This window comes from Geodermatophilus sp. DF01-2 (genome assembly GCF_004571065.1).
Taxonomy (GTDB): domain Bacteria; phylum Actinomycetota; class Actinomycetes; order Mycobacteriales; family Geodermatophilaceae; genus Geodermatophilus.
This window is the reverse complement of the sequence record NZ_SPQN01000008.1, coordinates 73,635-91,694: the sequence shown is the minus strand read 5'-3', so window position 1 is coordinate 91,694 and position 18,060 is coordinate 73,635. Positions and strand designations below refer to the sequence as shown.

General features: G+C 73.5%; 13 protein-coding genes. 7 read left to right on the top strand and 6 right to left on the bottom strand.

Annotated elements, in window-relative coordinates; genetic code table 11:
• Positions 1–365 precede the first annotated feature (365 nt).
• Positions 366–1,691 (top strand): GAF domain-containing protein, encoded by a 1,326-nt coding sequence (locus E4P41_RS04720; protein WP_135139740.1) that lies wholly within the window; start codon positions 366–368, stop codon positions 1,689–1,691.
• 172 nt (positions 1,692–1,863) lie between these two features.
• On the opposite strand, the gene E4P41_RS04715 is transcribed toward E4P41_RS04720, so the two are convergent.
• Positions 1,864–2,859 (bottom strand): iron-siderophore ABC transporter substrate-binding protein, encoded by a 996-nt coding sequence (locus E4P41_RS04715; RefSeq protein ID WP_135139721.1) that lies wholly within the window; start codon positions 2,857–2,859, stop codon positions 1,864–1,866.
• A gap of 387 nt (positions 2,860–3,246) precedes the next feature.
• Between E4P41_RS04715 and E4P41_RS04710 the strand changes: the two genes are divergently transcribed.
• The 5 genes from E4P41_RS04710 to E4P41_RS04690 all read left to right on the top strand — a co-directional run bounded on the left by E4P41_RS04710 (position 3,247) and on the right by E4P41_RS04690 (position 9,692).
• Positions 3,247–3,801, top strand: a complete 555-nt coding sequence (locus E4P41_RS04710) for a (2Fe-2S)-binding protein (protein WP_135139720.1) — start codon at positions 3,247–3,249, stop codon at positions 3,799–3,801.
• A 73-nt stretch (positions 3,802–3,874) separates the two neighbouring features.
• Positions 3,875–6,367 (top strand): molybdopterin cofactor-binding domain-containing protein, encoded by a 2,493-nt coding sequence (locus E4P41_RS04705; protein ID WP_135139718.1) that lies wholly within the window; start codon positions 3,875–3,877, stop codon positions 6,365–6,367.
• A complete protein-coding gene (locus E4P41_RS04700; protein WP_135139717.1) occupies positions 6,364–7,221 on the top strand; it encodes a xanthine dehydrogenase family protein subunit M in 858 nt (285 codons plus the stop codon). Before E4P41_RS04705 ends, E4P41_RS04700 begins: the two co-directional genes overlap by 4 nt.
• Before the next feature lie 191 nt (positions 7,222–7,412).
• Positions 7,413–8,444, top strand: coding sequence for an SRPBCC family protein (locus E4P41_RS04695; protein ID WP_135139715.1), 1,032 nt, complete (start codon positions 7,413–7,415; stop codon positions 8,442–8,444).
• Between the two features lie 156 nt (positions 8,445–8,600).
• The gene (locus E4P41_RS04690; RefSeq protein WP_209307546.1) at positions 8,601–9,692 is read left to right on the top strand and encodes a crosslink repair DNA glycosylase YcaQ family protein; all 1,092 of its coding nucleotides are present in this window, start codon (positions 8,601–8,603) and stop codon (positions 9,690–9,692) included.
• A gap of 127 nt (positions 9,693–9,819) precedes the next feature.
• Here the strand turns inward: E4P41_RS04690 and E4P41_RS22590 are convergent, their stop codons facing one another.
• Genes E4P41_RS22590 through E4P41_RS04660 form a run of 4 tightly spaced genes read right to left on the bottom strand, consistent with a single transcriptional unit; the run spans position 9,820 to position 15,825 of the window.
• Positions 9,820–13,818, bottom strand: coding sequence for a type ISP restriction/modification enzyme (locus tag E4P41_RS22590; protein ID WP_209307545.1), 3,999 nt, complete (start codon positions 13,816–13,818; stop codon positions 9,820–9,822).
• A gap of 53 nt (positions 13,819–13,871) precedes the next feature.
• Positions 13,872–14,492, bottom strand: coding sequence for an alpha/beta family hydrolase (locus E4P41_RS04670; protein ID WP_135139710.1), 621 nt, complete (start codon positions 14,490–14,492; stop codon positions 13,872–13,874).
• The gene (locus E4P41_RS04665; protein ID WP_135139708.1) at positions 14,489–15,157 is read right to left on the bottom strand and encodes an HAD-IA family hydrolase; all 669 of its coding nucleotides are present in this window, start codon (positions 15,155–15,157) and stop codon (positions 14,489–14,491) included. The genes E4P41_RS04670 and E4P41_RS04665 overlap by 4 nt, the downstream gene beginning before the upstream one ends.
• Positions 15,154–15,825, bottom strand: a complete 672-nt coding sequence (locus E4P41_RS04660; protein ID WP_135139706.1) for a DedA family protein — start codon at positions 15,823–15,825, stop codon at positions 15,154–15,156. The genes E4P41_RS04665 and E4P41_RS04660 overlap by 4 nt, the downstream gene beginning before the upstream one ends.
• Before the next feature lie 64 nt (positions 15,826–15,889).
• On the opposite strand from E4P41_RS04660, the gene E4P41_RS04655 reads away from it, so the two are divergent.
• A complete protein-coding gene (locus E4P41_RS04655; protein WP_135139704.1) occupies positions 15,890–17,188 on the top strand; it encodes an amidohydrolase in 1,299 nt (432 codons plus the stop codon).
• 42 nt (positions 17,189–17,230) lie between these two features.
• Here the strand turns inward: E4P41_RS04655 and E4P41_RS04650 are convergent, their stop codons facing one another.
• Positions 17,231–18,046, bottom strand: coding sequence for an MBL fold metallo-hydrolase (locus E4P41_RS04650; RefSeq protein ID WP_135139702.1), 816 nt, complete (start codon positions 18,044–18,046; stop codon positions 17,231–17,233).
• Positions 18,047–18,060 lie beyond the last annotated feature (14 nt).

Sequence of the window (18,060 nt, the reverse complement as noted above, 5' to 3'; positions counted from 1 at the left end):
TACCTGCCCGACGTGCCGACGCTCGCCGAGCTCGGTTTCCCCGAGCTCACCAACAGCGTCTCGGTCTTCGGGCTGGCCGCACCGCCGGCGGGTCGGCCTCCTGCGCTTCGCCGCGGGCCGCCGGCTGGAGGACCTCGCCTACGGCGCCGGTCTGTGGTGGGGAGCGCTGCGGGCACGGGACGCCCGGGCCCTGCTCCCGGCCCGGCCGGCGACCCTGGCATCTCCGGCCCCGCCTGGGACGACGCCGCCGTTCCCGGACCCATTGCGCACGACCGGCTCCCTGGTGCAATCGCGGAAGAGCGGTCACGATGGGCGGACGATGGACCAGAGCCCGCGGACCACGCCGTGACGACAGAGCCGTGACGATGACGAACCCGTGGCTCGCTCTGCCCGAGGGCCGGCCGGACCCCGGGCTGACCCGGCGGCTGCGGGCCGCCCACGAGGCGCTGGTCACCCGCGCCGGTCCGACGGCACCCGAACAGGTCCGCGCCGTCGTCTGGGACTCCTGGCGACGCAGCCTGGTCAACGGCGTGGACCCCGACGGGCAGGCCCCGCCGGTCGACCTCCTCGACGACGAGCTGCTGGCGTACCGGGCCGCGCATCCGCTGGCGCCGGTCCTGCCGGTGATCCGCCGACTGCTGGTCGAGGACGCCGAGGCCGACCGGATGATCGTCGCGGTCACCGACGCCGACGGCCGCATGCTCTGGGTCGAGGGTGACCGGCAGCTGCGGGCGCGGGCCGAGGCGATGAGCTTCGTCGAGGGCGCCCGGTGGGCCGAGGAGGTGGCCGGGACGAACGCGCCGGGCACCGCGCTGGCCCTCGACCACGCCGTCCAGATCTACGGCAGCGAGCACTACCGGCGTCCGGTGCAGCCGTGGAGCTGCTCGGCCGCGCCCGTGCACCACCCGGTCACCGGTGTGCTGCTCGGCGCCATCGACGTCACCGGCGGCGACCACGTGGCCAGCCCGCACGTGCTCACCCTCGTCCGCGCCACGGTGGCCGCGGTGGAGTCGGAGCTGCGCTGGCTGCACCGCGAGCAGGCCACCCGGCCGGTGAGCGCCGTCCGCCCGCCGGTCGCGCGCCCCACCCCGCGGCTGGAGGTCCTCGGCCGGGAGCGGGCCCGCCTGGTCCTCCCGTCCGGGCCGGTCGAGCTCTCGCTGCGCCACTCCGAGCTGCTGCTGCTCCTCGCCGAGGCGGCGGTCGCCGGTGGGGGCCGCACCGCCGAGCAGCTGGCCGCCGAATGCCACGTCGGCGACGCGGCCGCCGTCACCGTCCGCGCCGAGCTCTCCCGGCTGCGCCGCCTCGTCGGCGCCCACCTGCTCGGCTCCCGCCCGTACCGGCTGACCGGCCGGCTAGAGACCGACCTGGACCAGGTGCGCCGGCTGCTGACCCGCGGCGCCGTCGGCCCGGCGCTGGAGAGCTACCCGGGAGCAGTGCTGCCCCGTTCCGCCGCACCGGGGGTGGTCGCCGCCCGCGACCGGCTCACCGCGTCGCTGCGACAGGCCGTGCTCGCCGCCCGGCGCCCGGAGCTGCTGCTGCGCTACAGCCGGCTGCGCGAGGCCCAGGACGATGTCGCGGTGTGGCAGGCCTGCCTGGAGACGCTGCCACCCGGCGCCCCGAGCCGGCCCGCCGTCGCCGCGCACCTGCACCGCCTGCGCCGGGCCCCCCGCGGGCCGCTGCACCTGCACTGAGGCCCCCTTGCAGGGTCCCGCCGTGAGCTTGCGAGCGGTGGGGGGCGAGGGGGTCCTTCCACCCGTCCTCCTCACCGTGGAAGGACCCCGTCCTCCCCGCCCTTCGCAGGCTCAGGGCGGTGCCCTGGACGGGGCCGCGGCGAGCCTCCGGACGGGGCCGGCCCGGTGACCCTCACGGCTGCAGGGCCTCGGCGAACAGCGGGACGGCGTTCTCCAGCGCGTACTGGATGCCCAGCACCGAGCCGCTGGAGAAGGCGTTGACCAGCTCCTCGTCCTCGAGCACGAGGGCGTTGCCCTGCTGCACCGAGGACAGCTGCTGCCACAGCGGGTTGCTCGTGATCTCGGCGGCGTCGACGAAGATCGGGAAGATGACGGTGAGCGGAGCGTCGAGCAGCGCGATCTGTTCCTCGCTGACCGGGATGAAGAAGTTCTCGCCGGCCAGCTCCTGGATGGCCGGCTTGTTCACGAAGCCGAGCGACTCCATGAAGTCGACGCGGGAGTCGCCGCGGACGTAGGCGCCGAACCCCTCGGAGGTGTAGGCGCCGACGGCGACCTCGGTGCCCTCGAACTTGGGGTGCTCGGCCCGCGCCTCGGCGAACTGCTGTTCGACGTCCGCGGCCAGCTCCTCGGCCTGGTCCGCACGGCCCAGCGCCTGGCCGACGAGGTCCAGCTGCTGCTGCCAGGTGGTCTGGTACGGGCCGACCCCCTCGGGCGGGCCGATGGTCGGCGCGATCGCGCTGAGCGCGTCGTAGCGCTCCTGCGTGCCGTCGGACCGGGTGTCGAGGATGAGGTCGGGCTCCAGGGCGGCGATCTGCTCGAGGCTGGGCTCGAGCGTCTCGATGATCTCCGGGGCCTCGTCGTAGCGGCCCTCGGCCCAGGGCCCCACGCCGTAGCCGCCGAAGCCCAGCCAGTCACTGGCACCGACCGGCTGCACGCCCAGCGCCAGCGCGGTCTCCGCGTCCGACCAGCCGAGGGCGACCACCCGGTCGGGCTCCTCCTCGACGGTGACCGGACCGAACGCGGTCTCGACGGTCACCGGGAAGTCACCGGAGGAGCCGGTCGGCGCGGTGGCGGCCTCGGAGGTGTCGGTGTCCCCGGAGCCACAGCTGGTGACGAGGACGGCGGCGGCCAGCAGGGCGGCGCCGCGCAGGACGGGACGGACTGTCATGGGTACTCCTTCACTAGGCGAGCCTCACCTAACTATCCCTTCCTGGAGCCGTTCCGTCCGGGTGTCCGACCGGCGATGTGCGCGACGTCGCTGCAACGGCGCTGCAACGTTGCTCTGCCGCCGCGGAAGCGTGTCGACAACGTCTAATAATCCGCAGTTGCGGCCAACTCGCGACGTTCGGCCCGCTGTCGCGGATGTCGACGGCGACGGCGCTCGCGGGTTAGCGTGGCCTAAGTCACGTGACGCTCGACACACTCCGCAACAGGTGGCGCTGTGTCCGGAGCCACACGACCCCTGCAGAGAAGCGGAGGAGCCTGTGACCGAGCGTGCGACACGCGGGACAGCACCCCGGGGCGCCGGGATGACGAGCACCGGCGAGGAGTCCCGGTGACCCGGATCAACGTGCGGGTGGACGGGGTGACGTACGACGACGACGTCGAGCCCCGGACCCTGCTGGTCCACTACCTGAGGGAGCAGCTGGGGAAGGTCGGAACGGTCGTCGGCTGCGACACCAGCAACTGCGGCGCATGCACCGTGCACCTCGACGGCGCGGCCGTGAAGTCCTGCACCGTGCTGGCCGTCCAGGCCGACGACGGCGAGGTCACCACGATCGAGGGGCTGGCCCAGGACGGGAGCCTGCACCCCATGCAGAAGGCGTTCCACGAGATGCACGGCCTGCAGTGCGGGTTCTGCACGCCCGGGATGATCATGGCGTCGGTCGACCTGCTCAGGGAGAACCCGGACCCGAGCGAGACCGAGGTCCGCGAAGGCATCGAGGGCAACCTCTGCCGCTGTACCGGCTACCAGAACATCGTCCGCGCGGTGCAGCAGGCCGCGGGCGAGATGCGCGGTGGCGCGCGGGCGCCGTCCGGCGATGGCCACGTCTCCCCGGCCGAGGTCGACACCGCGGCCGCTCCGCACGTGGCGGGGGCGCAGTCGTGACCGAGCCCGCGAGGTCAGCAGAAGGCGCAGCACCGTCGGGCATCGCGCCGACGAGCGCCAGCGAGGAGGCACGATGACCGCCGTCGAGGACCGTTCCACCGAGGCACCGGAGCGCGAGATCGGGAAGGCGCGCCGCCGCAAGGAGGACGCCCGGCTGATCACCGGCCGGACGACCTGGACCGACAACATGGTCCTGCCGGGGATGCTGCACCTGTCGGTGGTCCGCAGCCCGGTGGCGCACGCCAAGATCGCCAGCATCGACGTGAGCGCCGCGCAGCAGTCCCCCGGGGTCGTCGCCGTCTACACCGGGCGGGACCTCGCCGAGGAGCAGGGCTCCATCCCCTGCGCCTGGCCGGTGACCCCGGACATGGTCAACCCCGGGCACCCGTCGGTCGCCGTCGAGGAGGTCAACCACGTCGGCGAGGCGGTGGCGGTCATCGTCGCGCGCAGCAAGGTCGCCGCGGCCGACGCGATCGAGCTGGTGGACGTCGACTACGACCTGCTGCCACCGGTCCTCGACATGGAGGAGGCGGTCGCGGAGGGCGCCCAGCTGACCCACGACCACCTCGAGTCGAACACCAGCTACCACTTCGTCTTCGACGCCGGGGAGGCCGGCACCGGGGCCGACACCGACCAGGCATTCGCCGACGCCGACGTCGTGGTCAGCCGCCGGTTCGTCAACCAGCGGCTCATCCCCGCGTTCATGGAGCCGCGCTCGGTCGTCGTCCAGCCGCAGGGCGACAACTTCACCATGTGGTCGGCCACCCAGATCCCGCACGTCCTGCGGGTGATGCTGGCGATGGTCACCGGCGTCCCCGAGCACAAGCTGCGGATCATCGCCCCCGACGTCGGCGGCGGCTTCGGCGGGAAGCTGCAGGTCAACCCCGAGGAGGTCATCGCCCTCCTGGTGGCCCGGCGGCTCGGCAAGCCGGTCAAGTGGACCGAGACCCGCAGCGAGTCGCTGATGACCGCCCACCACGGCCGCGACCAGATCCAGTACGTCGACATCGCCAGCGACCGGGAGGGCAACGTCAAGGCCCTGCGGGTGCGGCTGCTCGCCGACATGGGCGCCTACCTGCGGCTGATCACCCCGGGCGTACCCGCGCTGGGCGCGTTCATGTTCCCGGCGATCTACAAGTTCCCGGCCTACCGGTTCGAGTGCGACGGCGTCTTCACCAACAAGGTGCCCACCGACGCCTACCGCGGTGCCGGCCGGCCGGAGGCGACCTTCGCCATCGAGCGGGCCATGGACGAGCTCGCCGTCGAGCTGGGCATGGACGCCCTCGAACTGCGCCGGAAGAACTGGATCCGGGCCGAGGAGTTCCCGTTCACCACGGTGGCCGGCCTCGAGTACGACAGCGGTGACTACGAGACCGCGACCCAGCAGGCCCTGGAGCTCATCGGCTACGACGAGCTCCGGGAGGAGCAGCGCCGCCGGCGCGAGTCGAACGACCCGGTCCAGCTGGGCATCGGCTTCTCCACGTTCACCGAGATGTGCGGCCTGGCGCCGTCCCGGGTGCTCGGCTCGCTGTCCTACGGGGCCGGCGGCTGGGAGTCCGCGTCCATCCGGATGCTGCCGACCGGCAAGGTCGAGGTGGTCACCGGCTCCACGCCGCACGGGCAGGGGCACGAGACCGCCTGGAGCCAGCTGGTCGCCGACTCCCTCGGCGTCCCGTTCGAGGACGTCGAGGTGCTGCACGGCGACACGTCCGTGGCGCCCAAGGGCATGGACACCTACGGCTCCCGGTCGCTGGTCGTCGGCGGGACGGCGGTGGTCAAGGCCGCCGACAAGGTGATCGCCAAGGCTCGCAAGGTCGCCGCGCACCTGCTCGAGGCCAGCGAGGACGACCTCGAGTTCGAGAACGGCCGGTTCTCCGTCCGCGGCACTCCCGGCACCGGCATGGGCATCCAGGAGATCGCCCTGGCGGTCTTCGCCGCGCACAACTACCCGGAGGACGTCGAGCCCTCGATCGACGCCGAGGCCACCTTCGACCCGGTGAACTTCTCCTTCCCCCACGGCACGCACATCTGCGCCATGGAGGTGGACACCGAGACCGGCATGGTGAAGATCCGCAAGTACGCCTCGGTGGACGACGTCGGGACGATCGTCAACCCGCTCATCGTCGAGGGCCAGATGCACGGGGGGCTGGCGCAGGGCATCGCGCAGGCGCTCTACGAGGAGGCGGTCTACGACGCCGACGGCAACCTGACCACCGGCACGTTCGTCGACTACCTCGTTCCCTCGGCGGCCGACCTGCCGCACTTCGACACCGGCAACACGGTGCACCCGGCACCGGGCAACCCGATCGGTGCGAAGGGCGTCGGCGAGGCCGGCTGCATCGCCAGCACACCGGCGGTCGTCAACGCCGCGCTGGACGCCGTCCGGCACCTCGGGGTGCGCGACATCCGGATGCCGCTGACCCCGGAGCGGGTCTGGCGGGCGCTGTACGAGGGCGGGGACGGCGGCGACCGTGCCACCGCCGGCACCAACGCCTACGGCGGGGCCTCCACCGAGACCACCGCGGGCGTGTCCACCGACGCGTCGTCCCTGGGAGGTGACCGGTGATCCCGGCCCCGTTCGCCTATGCCCGTCCCACCACCGTCGACGAGGCTCTGCAGGCCGTCGCCGAGGGCGGGGACGACGTGAAGATCCTCGCCGGCGGTCAGTCGCTGATCCCGGTCATGCGGCTGCGGCTGGCCGCGCCGGAGACGGTGGTCGACCTGAGCCGGGTCGCCGAGCTGCGCGGCGTCCGGGACGACGGCGACGCCATCGTCATCGGCGCCATGACGACGCACGCCGACGTGCTCCGCGACCCGCTGGTGCAGCAGTACGCGCCGCTCATCGCCGAGGCCACCGAGACGGTGGCCGACCGGCAGGTCCGTGCTCGCGGCACCTTCGGCGGGGCCCTGGCCCACGCCGACCCCGCAGGCGACCTGCCGGCGGTGGCGCTCGCCCTGGACGCGGAGTTCGTTCTCGCCGGCCTGGACGGGCGGCGAACGGTGCCGGCCGGCGAGTTCTTCGTCGACTACCTCACCACCGCGCTGGGGGAGGGGGAGCTGCTCGTCGAGATCCGCGTGCCCAAGCTGGCCGGTGAGTGGGGGATGCGCTACGAGAAGTTCAACCGGGTGGCGCAGGCGTGGTCGATCGTGGCGGTGGCCGCGGTCGTCCGCCGGGAGAACGGGCACATCGCCGAGGCGCGCATCGGGCTGACCAACATGGGGACGACGCCGCTGCGGGCCGGCGCGGTCGAGGCCGCGCTCGCCGGTGCCGAGGCCAGCCCCGAGGCGGTCGCCGCCGCGGCGCGGTCGGCCGCCGAGGGGACCTCCCCGAGCAGCGACCTCAACGCCCAGGCCGACTACCGCGAGCACCTGGCGCAGGTGCTGACTCGTCGTGCGGTGGCCGCCGCGGCGGGGCTGTAGCTTGGCGAAGGACCCCCTTGTCCCCAGCACTCGCAGTAGAAGGACCCCGTCCTCCGCACCGCTCGCAGGCTCGCAGGCTCGCAGCGAGCCTCTGGACGGGGCCGGCCCTGGACGGGGCCGCGCCCGACTCGGCCGGTCCGCCCTCGACCGGGGGCGGACCGGCCGAGCTCCGTACCCCAGGAGGTAGCACCGTGCAGTTGGAGAACTCGTTCACCGTTCCCGTGCCGATCGACGAAGCCTGGCGGGTGCTGCTGGACATCGAGCGGATCGCGCCGTGCATGCCGGGCGCCGCACTCGACTCGGTCAACGGCGACGACTTCACCGGTCGGGTCAAGGTCAAGCTCGGCCCGATCAACCTGACCTACCAGGGCAAGGCCTCGTTCGTCGAGAAGGACGAGGCCGCGCACAAGGCGGTCATCGACGGCCGCGGCAAGGACCAGCGCGGCAACGGCACCGCCAACGCCCTCATCACCGCCCAGTTGAAGGCCGAGGGCGCCACCACGCGGGTCGACGTCCTGACCGACCTCAACATCACCGGCCGGCCGGCCCAGTTCGGGCGCGGGGTCATGACCGACGTCGGCAACAAGCTGCTCGGTCAGTTCGCCGACAAGCTGGCCGCCCAGCTCGGCGCCGGTGACGAGGTGGCGGCGGCTCCCGCGAAGGCCGCCAGCCCGCCCGCGAAGAAGACGCCGGCGAAGAAGGCGGCGGCCGCGGTGGCCGGCGCGGCCGAGGAGGTCGCCGCCTCCGCCGAGCAGGTGCCGGGGGACAACGCCGCCGCGCAGAAGACCCGCAAGACCGCGGCTGCGGCCAAGAAGACCGCTGCGGCGGCTGCGGACAAAGCGGCGGCGAGCGACACGGTTCCCGCGGCGAGCGACACGGCACCTGCCGCGAGCGACACGGCTCCCGTCGCGGCCAGCGCCGCTCCGGCCGCGCCCGCCACCACGCCCGCCACCACGCCCGCCGTCGCCACGCCCGCCACCAGCGCGCCCGCCACCAGCGCGCCCGCCACCACGCCCGTCGCCCCCCCTGTCACGGCGCCCGCCACCACTCCGGTCGCCGCCGTTCCCCCGCCGGCGGGGCCGAAGCACGCCGAGCCCGAGCCGATCGACCTGCTCGAGGTCGCCGGTGGTGCCGCGCTGACCCGCTACGCCGCACCGCTGGCCGGTGCCGCCGCGCTGCTGGTGGTCGTCACGCTCGTCGTCCGCCGGCGGCGGCGCCGCTGAGCAAGGAACCCCCTCCTCTCCACCGCTCGTACAAGGACCCCTCCCCGGCCCCGTCCCGAGGCTCGCCCCGAGCGAGCGAGGGGTGAGGAGGACGGGGTCCTTGCAGGGGCCGGCGGTGCCCTCGAGGGGGCCGAGTAGCGGGGGGACGGCGTGGTCGTGCACCGGCTGAGCCGCGCCGAGGCGCGGCAGGTCGCCGTCCGGGCGCAGCTGCTCGACGCGCCGCGTCCGACGGATCTGCTCGCCGTGGCCGAGCAGCTCACCCTGCTGCAGATCGACCCGACCGCCGCCGTCGCGCCCAGCGCGGACCTCGTCGCCTGGAGCCGCCTGGGCCGGGCGTACCACCCCGACGACCTGCGCCGGGCGCTCGAGCACGACCGGACGCTGTGGGAGTTCAACGCGCTGGTCCGGCCGATGGCCGACCTGCGCCTCTACCTCGCCGGGATGGCGCAGTGGCCCAGCCGCGAGCAGCCCCGGGCGTGGCTGACCGCCAACGAGTCGTTCCGCCGGGACGTGCTCGCGCGGCTGGCCGACGCCGGGCCGCTGACCTCCCGCGACGTCCCGGACACCAGCGTCGTCCCCTGGACCTCGACCGGGTGGACCAACGACCGCAACGTGACGCAGCTGCTCGAGTTCCTCGCCATGCGCGGCGAGGTGGCGATCGCCGGGCGCCGCGGCCGGCAGCGGCTGTTCGACCTCGCCGAGCGCGTCCACCCGCCCGGCACGCCCGTCGTCCCGCTGGAGGAGGCCCGGCGGGAGCGACGGGAACGGCGGCTGCGGTCGCTGGGCATCGTCCGCGCGACGTATCCGGGTCCGCCGAACGAGCTCGAGCCGGTCGGCGACGCCGGCGAGGAGGCGGTCGTCGAGGGCGTCCCCGGTACCTGGCGGGTCGACCCCGCCCAGCTCGGGCGCCCCTTCGAGGGCCGGACGGCGCTGCTCTCGCCGTTCGACCGTCTGGTGCACGACCGCACCCGCCTGGCCGACCTGTTCGGGTTCGAGTACGTGCTCGAGATGTACAAGCCGAAGGCGGCCCGGCGCTGGGGGTACTTCGCGCTGCCGGTGCTCTCCGGCGACCGGCTGGTCGGCAAGGTCGACGCCACCACCGACCGGAAGGCTGGGGTGCTGCGGGTGGACGCCGTCCACGAGGACGTCCCTCTCGACGCCGAGGCGCGCGGCGCGGTAGGGGCCGAGCTCGCCGACCTGGCGACGTGGCTGGGGCTGGAGCTGGGCGGCGCGGCCGTGCCGCACTGAGGTCAGGCTGCGTCGGCGGTGACTCGCGGCCACGTGGCTCACCGCTCTGTGTAGCGCGCTTGACGAGCTGTTCTGCCGCCGAGACACTGGACGTGCCGGCGAGAAGAGGTCCAGGGGACTTCTTCCCTCAGTGAGGGATAGCCGGTGTTCTACTTCCTGAACGGCATGAACACCGGTCGTAGCGTCGGTCGGATGCAGGCTTCGAGCCATCGATCCTCATTGGACTCGAGCTTCCGCTGCACGGCCCACAGTCCGTAGTCCGCCACCTGTAGCCCCCATGATGTCGCGCTGTCCCACACGCACAGGGTCTTCTCCCGCCCGGGCGCCCGTCTGAGCGAGCACGTCCGTCAGTGCCTCTGCGACGGCCAGCTTCCTCGCGTTGGTGTGCAGCGTGGCCACGATGACGAACAGTCGGTCTCCAGGATCGGACACCTGCAGCGCGATCTGCCGGAAGTGCAGAAGCCAGGCGAGCTGGAAAAAGTAGAGCTGCCCCTTCGCGATGACCGACGGGTACGCAAGGGACTTGCCCAGGAAGGTGGTGTCGAACCGTGGAGACTGTCGCTTGACGAGATGGAACACCTGCGCTCTCGTGCGGCCGGAGTTGTTCTTGGCGTGGAAGCCCTTCGCCTGACGGACCCCGGCGGCTTCCAGTTCGAACCGGAGCTGAACGCCTTCCCAGAGCTGGCGGCCGTGGTCCCCGACCCAGGTCGCGGTCCCGATCCCGAAGCACCGACTCGCTCCAGCGCCGCCCGAGAGGTCCAGGTTGCCGGTCTCGTCGGCGTACACGAAGACGTCCGCCATGAATCAGAACAGCCGCTCTACCGGCGCTTCCTCGGTGACCGGCGCGGTGAAGTCGGGCTTGCGATCCGCGGTGGAGGTCGGCCAGCGGACACCGTGTTCGGCGAGTGTCGGCAGCGTGAGCAGCGGCCCGGCGAGGACCCGGTCGAGGAGGGCGGCCTGCGCCGGCTCGGCGTCGACCAGCCGGGTCAGCACGGTGAGCAGGTCGGTGAACTCGGCCGACCACTCGGCCGGCCACGCCTCGACGTGCAGATCGTCCAGCGGGCTGGACCGCTTCCCGCCCGGTACCGCCTTGCGGTAGTTCACCCACGACCGGACGATGTTCTTGGCACCCACCGCGTAGTCGAACACCGCCCGCGGCACCGGCCCCCAACGCCCGGTGCCGAGGACGACCTGCTGCGCCGCTTCGTCGTACTCGACGCCGATCGGCATCGCGGTGACCGCGGCCGTGTTGAGCACCCGTCGCGGGTCGTCGTTCGCGAAGCGAATATCGAACGGGGGGGGGGGTGCTCTTCGCGGCGTCGTTGAACATCGCGCCGTAGGTGTGCGCCCACACGATGCCGCGGCCGAGCGCCACCGCCTCGGCCCACAGCGACGGATCGGCGGTCAGCGGCACGCGGATGCCCGGCGTGGTCAGCTCGTCGGCGAACCGCGCGGTGTAGCCCGAGTGCGCCACGATCGCGGCGACGTAGGCCAGCAGGTCCTCCGCCGGAACCCGCCCGCCGCCGAACATCTCGCCACCGACCAGCGTGGACAGCGCGTCGAGCAGGCCCGGCGGCACGTTGGGCCTACCGCCGGGGTGCAGCAGCGGCAGCGCCCGGCCACCCTCGCTGCCCTTGAAGTGGTGCATGTCCGGAACGAGCGATGAGAAGACGACACCGGGCCCACTCGAGATCGGGGACGAGTGAAGCTCGTATACGAAGACCTGCTGCGGTATCCGCGCTGCCCACAGCGCCGGTCGAGGCTGGTCGAGCACCCGCGCATCGGCTATCACCCACTGCCGGTCGAAGCTCCGGTACCCGACCCGCACGACGGGGGCCGAGGCATGCTGCTCGGCAGCGATCGGCATGGCCGCCTTTGCAGTGTCGGGACCTGGCAGTGGTTCCTTGCGGTCGTCGAGCTGCGAGTCCCGTGTCTCCTTGAAAAACGACCGCCGAACTGCGGCGTCCGGCTCAGTCACCAGCCGGCGCCAGCGGGCGTCGAGGATCTCCTTCGCCGGGGCGTACACCCAGGTGCGGTTCGCCTTCACGCCCGGCGCGACCCACGGCAGCAGGTCGCCCAGCGCCGGGTAGTCGTCCCACGCACCCTCGGCAGCGGGCGTGAGCGGCGCCTGCCACGCCGTCCGGGCGAGCCGCCACCCGTCGTCGTCCAGGCCGACCTTCTCCAGCGCCGCGAACTTCTCCGCCTGCCGGCCGCTGACCGAGCGGTAGCGGATCGCGGCCGGCTCGTCGTCCGCGGTGTCCTCGCCGCGCAGGAACAGCCCGATCGCCAGCGGCTGGCGCACGCCGGGAAACACGCGGGTCGGCACGTCCGGCGTCTGGCCCTCCGGGGTCAGGTCGATCACCCAGCCCTCCGAGCAGGTGCGCCGCAGGTACTCGCGCATGCCCTTGAACCCGGGACCGCGGAGGTAGCCGCTGGTGGTGATGAAGCAGACCAGGCCGGTGTCGCCGTCCGGCGGCTCGGGGTGGGCGTCGAACACCTTCCAGGTCGCCCATCGCCAGAAGTAGACGTAAAGGTTCTTGAGCACGTACTCCGACAGCCCGTTGCCGGGAGCGCGGAAGGCGTCGAGCGGCGCTCGCGTGTCGGGACTGCCCGATTCCACCCAGCCACCCATGCCCTCGGCGCGCTCGCGATAGGGCGGGTTGCCGATCACCACGGTCACCCGGGCGCTGCGCTTGATGTCGCCGGCCTGCCGCCGGGAGCGAGCGATCAACTCCATGCCCGAACCCAGGTGGGCGACCTCGGCGTGCGGGTCGTCGAGGGTGTCGGTGACGTAGAGCCGCATTCCGGTGGTGGGCAGCTCGGCGCCCAGGTCGTGCAGCAGGCCGCTGGTGCGCAGCTCGGCAACGGCGAACGGCCCCATCTGCTGCTCGAAGCCGACCAGCCGCTCCGCGAGCCGGGTCACCGCGGCGGGGACGGATCCCGGGCCCTCGCGGTCCTCCACCGCCGTCGAGACGCGGGTGATGATCTCGTGCAGGTAGGTGCCGGTGCCCATCGCGGGGTCGACGGTCCACACCTCGGGATCGGCGAAACCGGCCGGCCGGCCGAAGCGGGTGACGAGCGCCTGCTCGGCGAGGCGGACCATCTCGGTCACCACCTCCGACGGCGTGTAGTACGAGCCGGACTGCTTGCGCAGGTCGTTGTCGTAGTGGTCGAGGAAGTGCTGGTAGAGGTGCAGGAAGGTGTCGGCCCGCCCCGCGCGGACGCGCGGCCAGTCGACGGCCCCGATCAACCGCACGAGCAGATCGAGGGTGACCCGGAAGTCCGCGGCGATGTGGTCGGTGAGCAGCTGCAGCGCGCGACCCATCAACGAGTGGTCCGCGGCGCCGAGGGCGGTGCCGATCTCGTGCAGCGAGCCGGTCAGCTCGATGCCCTCGGTGCGGGCCAGCAGCAGCGCGAAGGTGACCGCCTGGGCGTAGCCGTCGGCGAACACCTCGTCGGTGGCGGTGGGGAACAGCAGCGCCCGCCAGTCCCGGGCCAGGCCGAGGAACGGCTGCGCGTGCTCGTCCGCTCCCTGGGCGACGGCGCGGCGCTCGTCGGCGAGCTGGTCGAGCACCTCGCCGCGCAGCAGCCGGGTCAGCGGTGCGATGGCCCGGACCAGCGCGTAGACGGAGGTGATCGGCGCCGGCCTCCACCGCAGGAAGTCGGTGAGCAGTGCCTCCAGCGCCGCCGGTGCGGCCAGGGTCGCGCCGGCGCGCTCCAGCGGGCCACCGGTGAGATGCACCGGGGTGACGACGGGTTCGCCGTCCCGCCACAGCCGCCACTCCGTGCCGTTCGTGTAGATCAGGTTGGGCAGGTCGCGCTGGCGCTGCCACTGCCGCAGGTTGTGGCCGGTGAAGCCGTCCGGGTCGATCGAGGCGCCCGGCTTCTTCACTTCGATGTAGCCGGTTATCGCCCCGTTCACGCCGATGGCGTAGTCGGGGCGGACGGCGCGGTCGGTGTCGCGCACCTCGTCGTAGGGCACCGCGGTGAGACCGAGTTCGACGGCGACGTCGGTGACCAGCCGCTCGATCGGTGCGCGGATCGCGGCCTCGCGATCACCGGGGCCGGCGAGCTTGGCCTTCGTCGCCACCCCGAACTCGGACACGATCTCGTCGAAGCGGCTCACATCCCCATTCAACCAACGGAGTCCGACGATTCCGCTGCGTGCACGACACGCAATCAGCCGGGGACCCCACCCAGCCAGTCGACGGCGGCCAGAGCGACGACGTCGGGGGAGCGGGTCAGCGCGTGGTCACCGGGGACGGCGTAGAGCGAGGCGCCCGGCCGGCCGGTCAGCACCGCGGCGAGCTCCTCCGGACGGCCGAACGCGTCCCGCTCGCCCTGGACGACGCCGAGCGGCACGTCGACGGCGGTGAGCTCCCCGGCGCGGCTGCGCTCGGGCCGGCCCGGCGGGTGCAGCGGGAACGCCAGGCACAGCACGCCGTCGGCTCCGTGCTGGGCCGCCGTCCGGCAGGCCACCCGCGCCCCGGCGCTGCGGCCGCCCAGGACCAGCGGGATGGTCAGCCGTCCGTCGTCCCGCAGGGCGGCGAGCACCGCCCGCCAGGCCTCGTCCAGCCGGGCCGGCACCGGTGCGATCCGCTTCTCCGCGACCCGCCAGGGCTGCTCCACGCGCAGCACCCGCCACCCGGCCCCGGCCGCGTCGGCGGTGACGGCGACCAGGTCGGCCGATCCGATGCCGCCGCCCGCGCCGTGGCCGAGCACCAGCGTGCCGACGGGGTCGCCCGCCGGTTCCGTCGCGGCCACCCCCGCCGGGCCGAGCGGGGTGTCGATCCCGATCACGCAGGCAGGGCGAGGAGCGCGTCGACCGCGCCGGCCAGGTCGCCGGCGACGATCGCGGCGGGGTCGTACACGGCCGGGTAGCTGCGCTCGGAGCGCGGGAACCACGCGGCGGACAGGCCGGCCCGCAGCGCGCCGTGGACGTCCCAGCCGTGCGCGGCCACCAGCGCCATCCGCGCCGGCTCGACGTCGCAGACGCCGGCCGCCCACAGGTAGACCTCGCGGGCCGGCTTCCAGGCCCGGATTCCCTCGCTGGACAGCGTGCGCTCGACCAGCGGGGTCACGCCGCCGCGTTCCAGACCGGCCTCCGCGACGCCGGGCGAGCCGTGCGTCAGGGTGACCACCCGGACGCCGGCGCCGACCAGCCGGCGCAGCGCGGGCTCGACGTCGGGGTGCGGGCTCAGTTCGAGGAAGGCGTCGGCGACCCGTGACCGCTCGGCCGCGCCGAGGTCGGTGACCTGGGCCAGGGCGGCGTCGAACGCGTCGCGGAACCGGCACCAGGTGCCGGCGGTGGCGGCGGCGAACCCGGTGAGCAGGGTGCGGGAGAAGACCGACGTCAGCAGCTCGGCGGGCAGCCCGACCTCGACCAGCGCCGCCCGCACCGGGGCGAGGTCCAGCAGCGTCTCGTTGACGTCGAAGGCGACGACCTCGGGGCGCTGCGCGGTCATGCGGCCGGCCGGCCGGGATCACCCTCGGTGGTCGGGCGGCGAGTGCGTTGGGCCTTGACCTGGCGGCGGATCAGCAATCCGACGGCGATGGCGATCGCGGCGTAGATCGCGTAGTCGAAGTACTGCAGGTACTCGTTGACGATGTCGCCGAGGGCCACGCCCAGGCCGATGAGCAGGCCGTTCCAGATCAGGCTGCCTGCCGTCGTGTAGAGGAGGAACTGGCCGAACGGCATCCGGACGACTCCGGCGGGCACGGAGATGAAGCTGCGCACGAGCGGGACCATGCGACCGAAGAACACCGCCGAGCGCCCGTGCCGCTCGAACCAGCCGAAGGTGCGGTCGACGTCCTCGGTGTCGACCAGCGGGAGCCGGTCGAGGAACGCGTGGGAGCGTCGTGGGCCCAGCGCCCGGCCGACGTAGTAGAAGAAAATCGCGCCGAGGATCGACCCGAGGGTGGCGAAGACGATCACCGGGGCGATCGACATCCGGCCGTCGTTGATCAGCACCCCGGCCGCGCTGAGGACGACCTCGCTGGGGATCGGCGGGACGACCGTCTCGAGCAGGATCGCGAGACCCACGCCGACCGGCCCGAGCGTGTCGATCAGGTCGAGCAGGAAGCCGGTGATGCCGCCCTGGTCGGAGGAGGCCGCGGCGGCGAGGAACGACATGCGATCCACGGTAACGGGGCGGTCCGGGCGGGACCGGGCGGCGGCGGGGGTAGGTTCGCCGTCCATGCGGCAGCGCTTCACCGCCCGGGCCGTCGTCGTCGGGGACCGTGCCGGCACGGTGGTGCCCGACGCCGTGGTCGACGTCGCCGACGGGTCCATCAGCTGGGTCGGGCCGGCCGCCGACGCACCGGACGCGGGGAACGCCGAGGTGGTCGCCGTCCCCGGGGTGCTGGTGCCGGGGCTGGTCAACACCCACGCGCACGGGCCGATGGTGCTCTTCCGCGGGCAGGCCGAGGGGCTGCCGCTGGCGCGCTGGCTGCGCGAGGTGATCTGGCCGCGGGAGGCGCGGCTGTCCCCCGAGGACGTCGAGGTGGCGATGACCGCGGCCTCGGCGGAGATGTTGCGGGGCGGCGTCACCACGAGCGTCGAGATGTACTTCTCCCCCGAGCGGATCGCCGCCGCCGTCGGCCGCACCGGGGCCCGGGCGGTCGTCGCGACCCCGCTGCTGCCGCTGCCGGGGATGCCGCCGCTGGCCGAGCAGTTGGACGACGCCGTCGCGCTGGCCGTCCGCGCGCCCGACGACGGCACCGTCGAGTACGGGATCGGTCCGCATGCGGCCTACACGCTGCCCCTGCCGGTGCTGCGCGACGCCGCGACCGCCGCCCGGCAGCACGGCCTGCTGCTGCACCTGCACGTCGCCGAGACCGCCGGCGAGGGCGCCGACCTGCTGGCCACCCACGGGCTGTCGGTGCCGGCGCTGCTGGCCGCGCACGACGTGCTGGGCGGCCGGGTGCTCGCCGCGCACTGCGTGCACCTCGACGACGGTGACCTGGAGCTGTGGCGCGAGTACGACGTCGCGGTCGCCCACTGCCCGGCCAGCAACGCCAAGCTGGCCAGCGGGATCGCGCCGGTGCGGGCGATGCTCGACCGTGGGGTCCGGGTGGGGCTGGGCACCGACGGCCCGGCGTCCAACGACGGCCTGGACCTGCTCGCCGACGTCCGGCTGGCCGCCCAGCTCGCCCGGCTGCGGGAGAGCTCGGCGATCGCGCTGACCGCGGCCGAGGCGTTCTGGCTGGCGACCGGCGCTGCCGCGGACGCGATCGGGCGGTCCGACCTGGGCCAGGTCGCCACCGGTCGCCGCGCCGACCTGGTGCACGTCGACACCCGCGACCTCGGCTTCGAGCCGGTGCTCGACCCCGTCGACCTGCTCACCCACCTGGTCTGGTCGGGCACCTCGCGGCTGGTGCGCGACACCTGGGTCGGCGGGCGGCAGGTGGTGCGCGACGGGGTCTGCACGACCGTGGACGCCGACGCGCTGCGCGCCGACGTCGCCTCCCGCGCCGTCCGCCTCGCCCCCCGTTAGCGGAGTCGCTCGAGCGCGGAAACCGTCCCCGAGCGACTCCACTCACGGCCGCAGGGAGATGGTTTCGCCGCGCCCCACGGCCCGGATCTCCCCGGGCGCTCGGCGCGCGGCGACCTCCTGCACGAAGTCGCCGAGCGGGGACTTGAACCGGTCGTAGTCGTCGTAGTGCACCGGTACGGTCACCGGCGGCTTCAGCAGCTCGACCAGGTCGGCGCCCTGCCGGCCGTCCATGGTGACGGTGACGCCGAGGGCCTTGGTGCCGCCCAGGTGCGGGATGACGACGTCGAGCGGGCCGCAGCGCTGCAGCACCTCGCCCAGGAACGGCCGGAAGATGGTGTCGCCGCTGATGTAGCCGCGCCAGCTGACCTCGCCGCCGCGCAGCAGCTCGAGGACGCTGCCCATCACCGGCGGCAGCAGCTTCGCCATCGGGCCGGGGCCGTGGACGCCGGGCACCGAGGTGATCCGCAGCGTTCCGTCGTTCCGGGTGAGCTCGTGCCGCTGCCAGGGTGTGAGGTCGACGGTGTCCCGGAAGCCGCGCCGGCCCAGCGCACGGGCCGCCGCCGGAGTGGTGAGCACGGGCGTGGCGCGGTCGAGGGTCCGGGTGGCGATCCGGTCCCAGTGGTCGGCGTGCAGGTGGGACAGCAGGATCGAGTCGAGCGCGGGCAGCTGGGTGGGCTGCAGCGCCGGCTCGGTGAGCCGCTTGGCCCAGAGCCCCTTCCCGAGGTAGGCCCGCTGCCCGCGGTGCAGGAAGTTCGGGTCGGTGAGCAGGGTGAAGCCGCCGATCCGCAGGAGCATGGTGGCGTTCCCGCCGAACGTGAGGGTGACGTCGTCGGCGGGGGACGACGGGGACGAGGCCATGCCCGCGACTACCC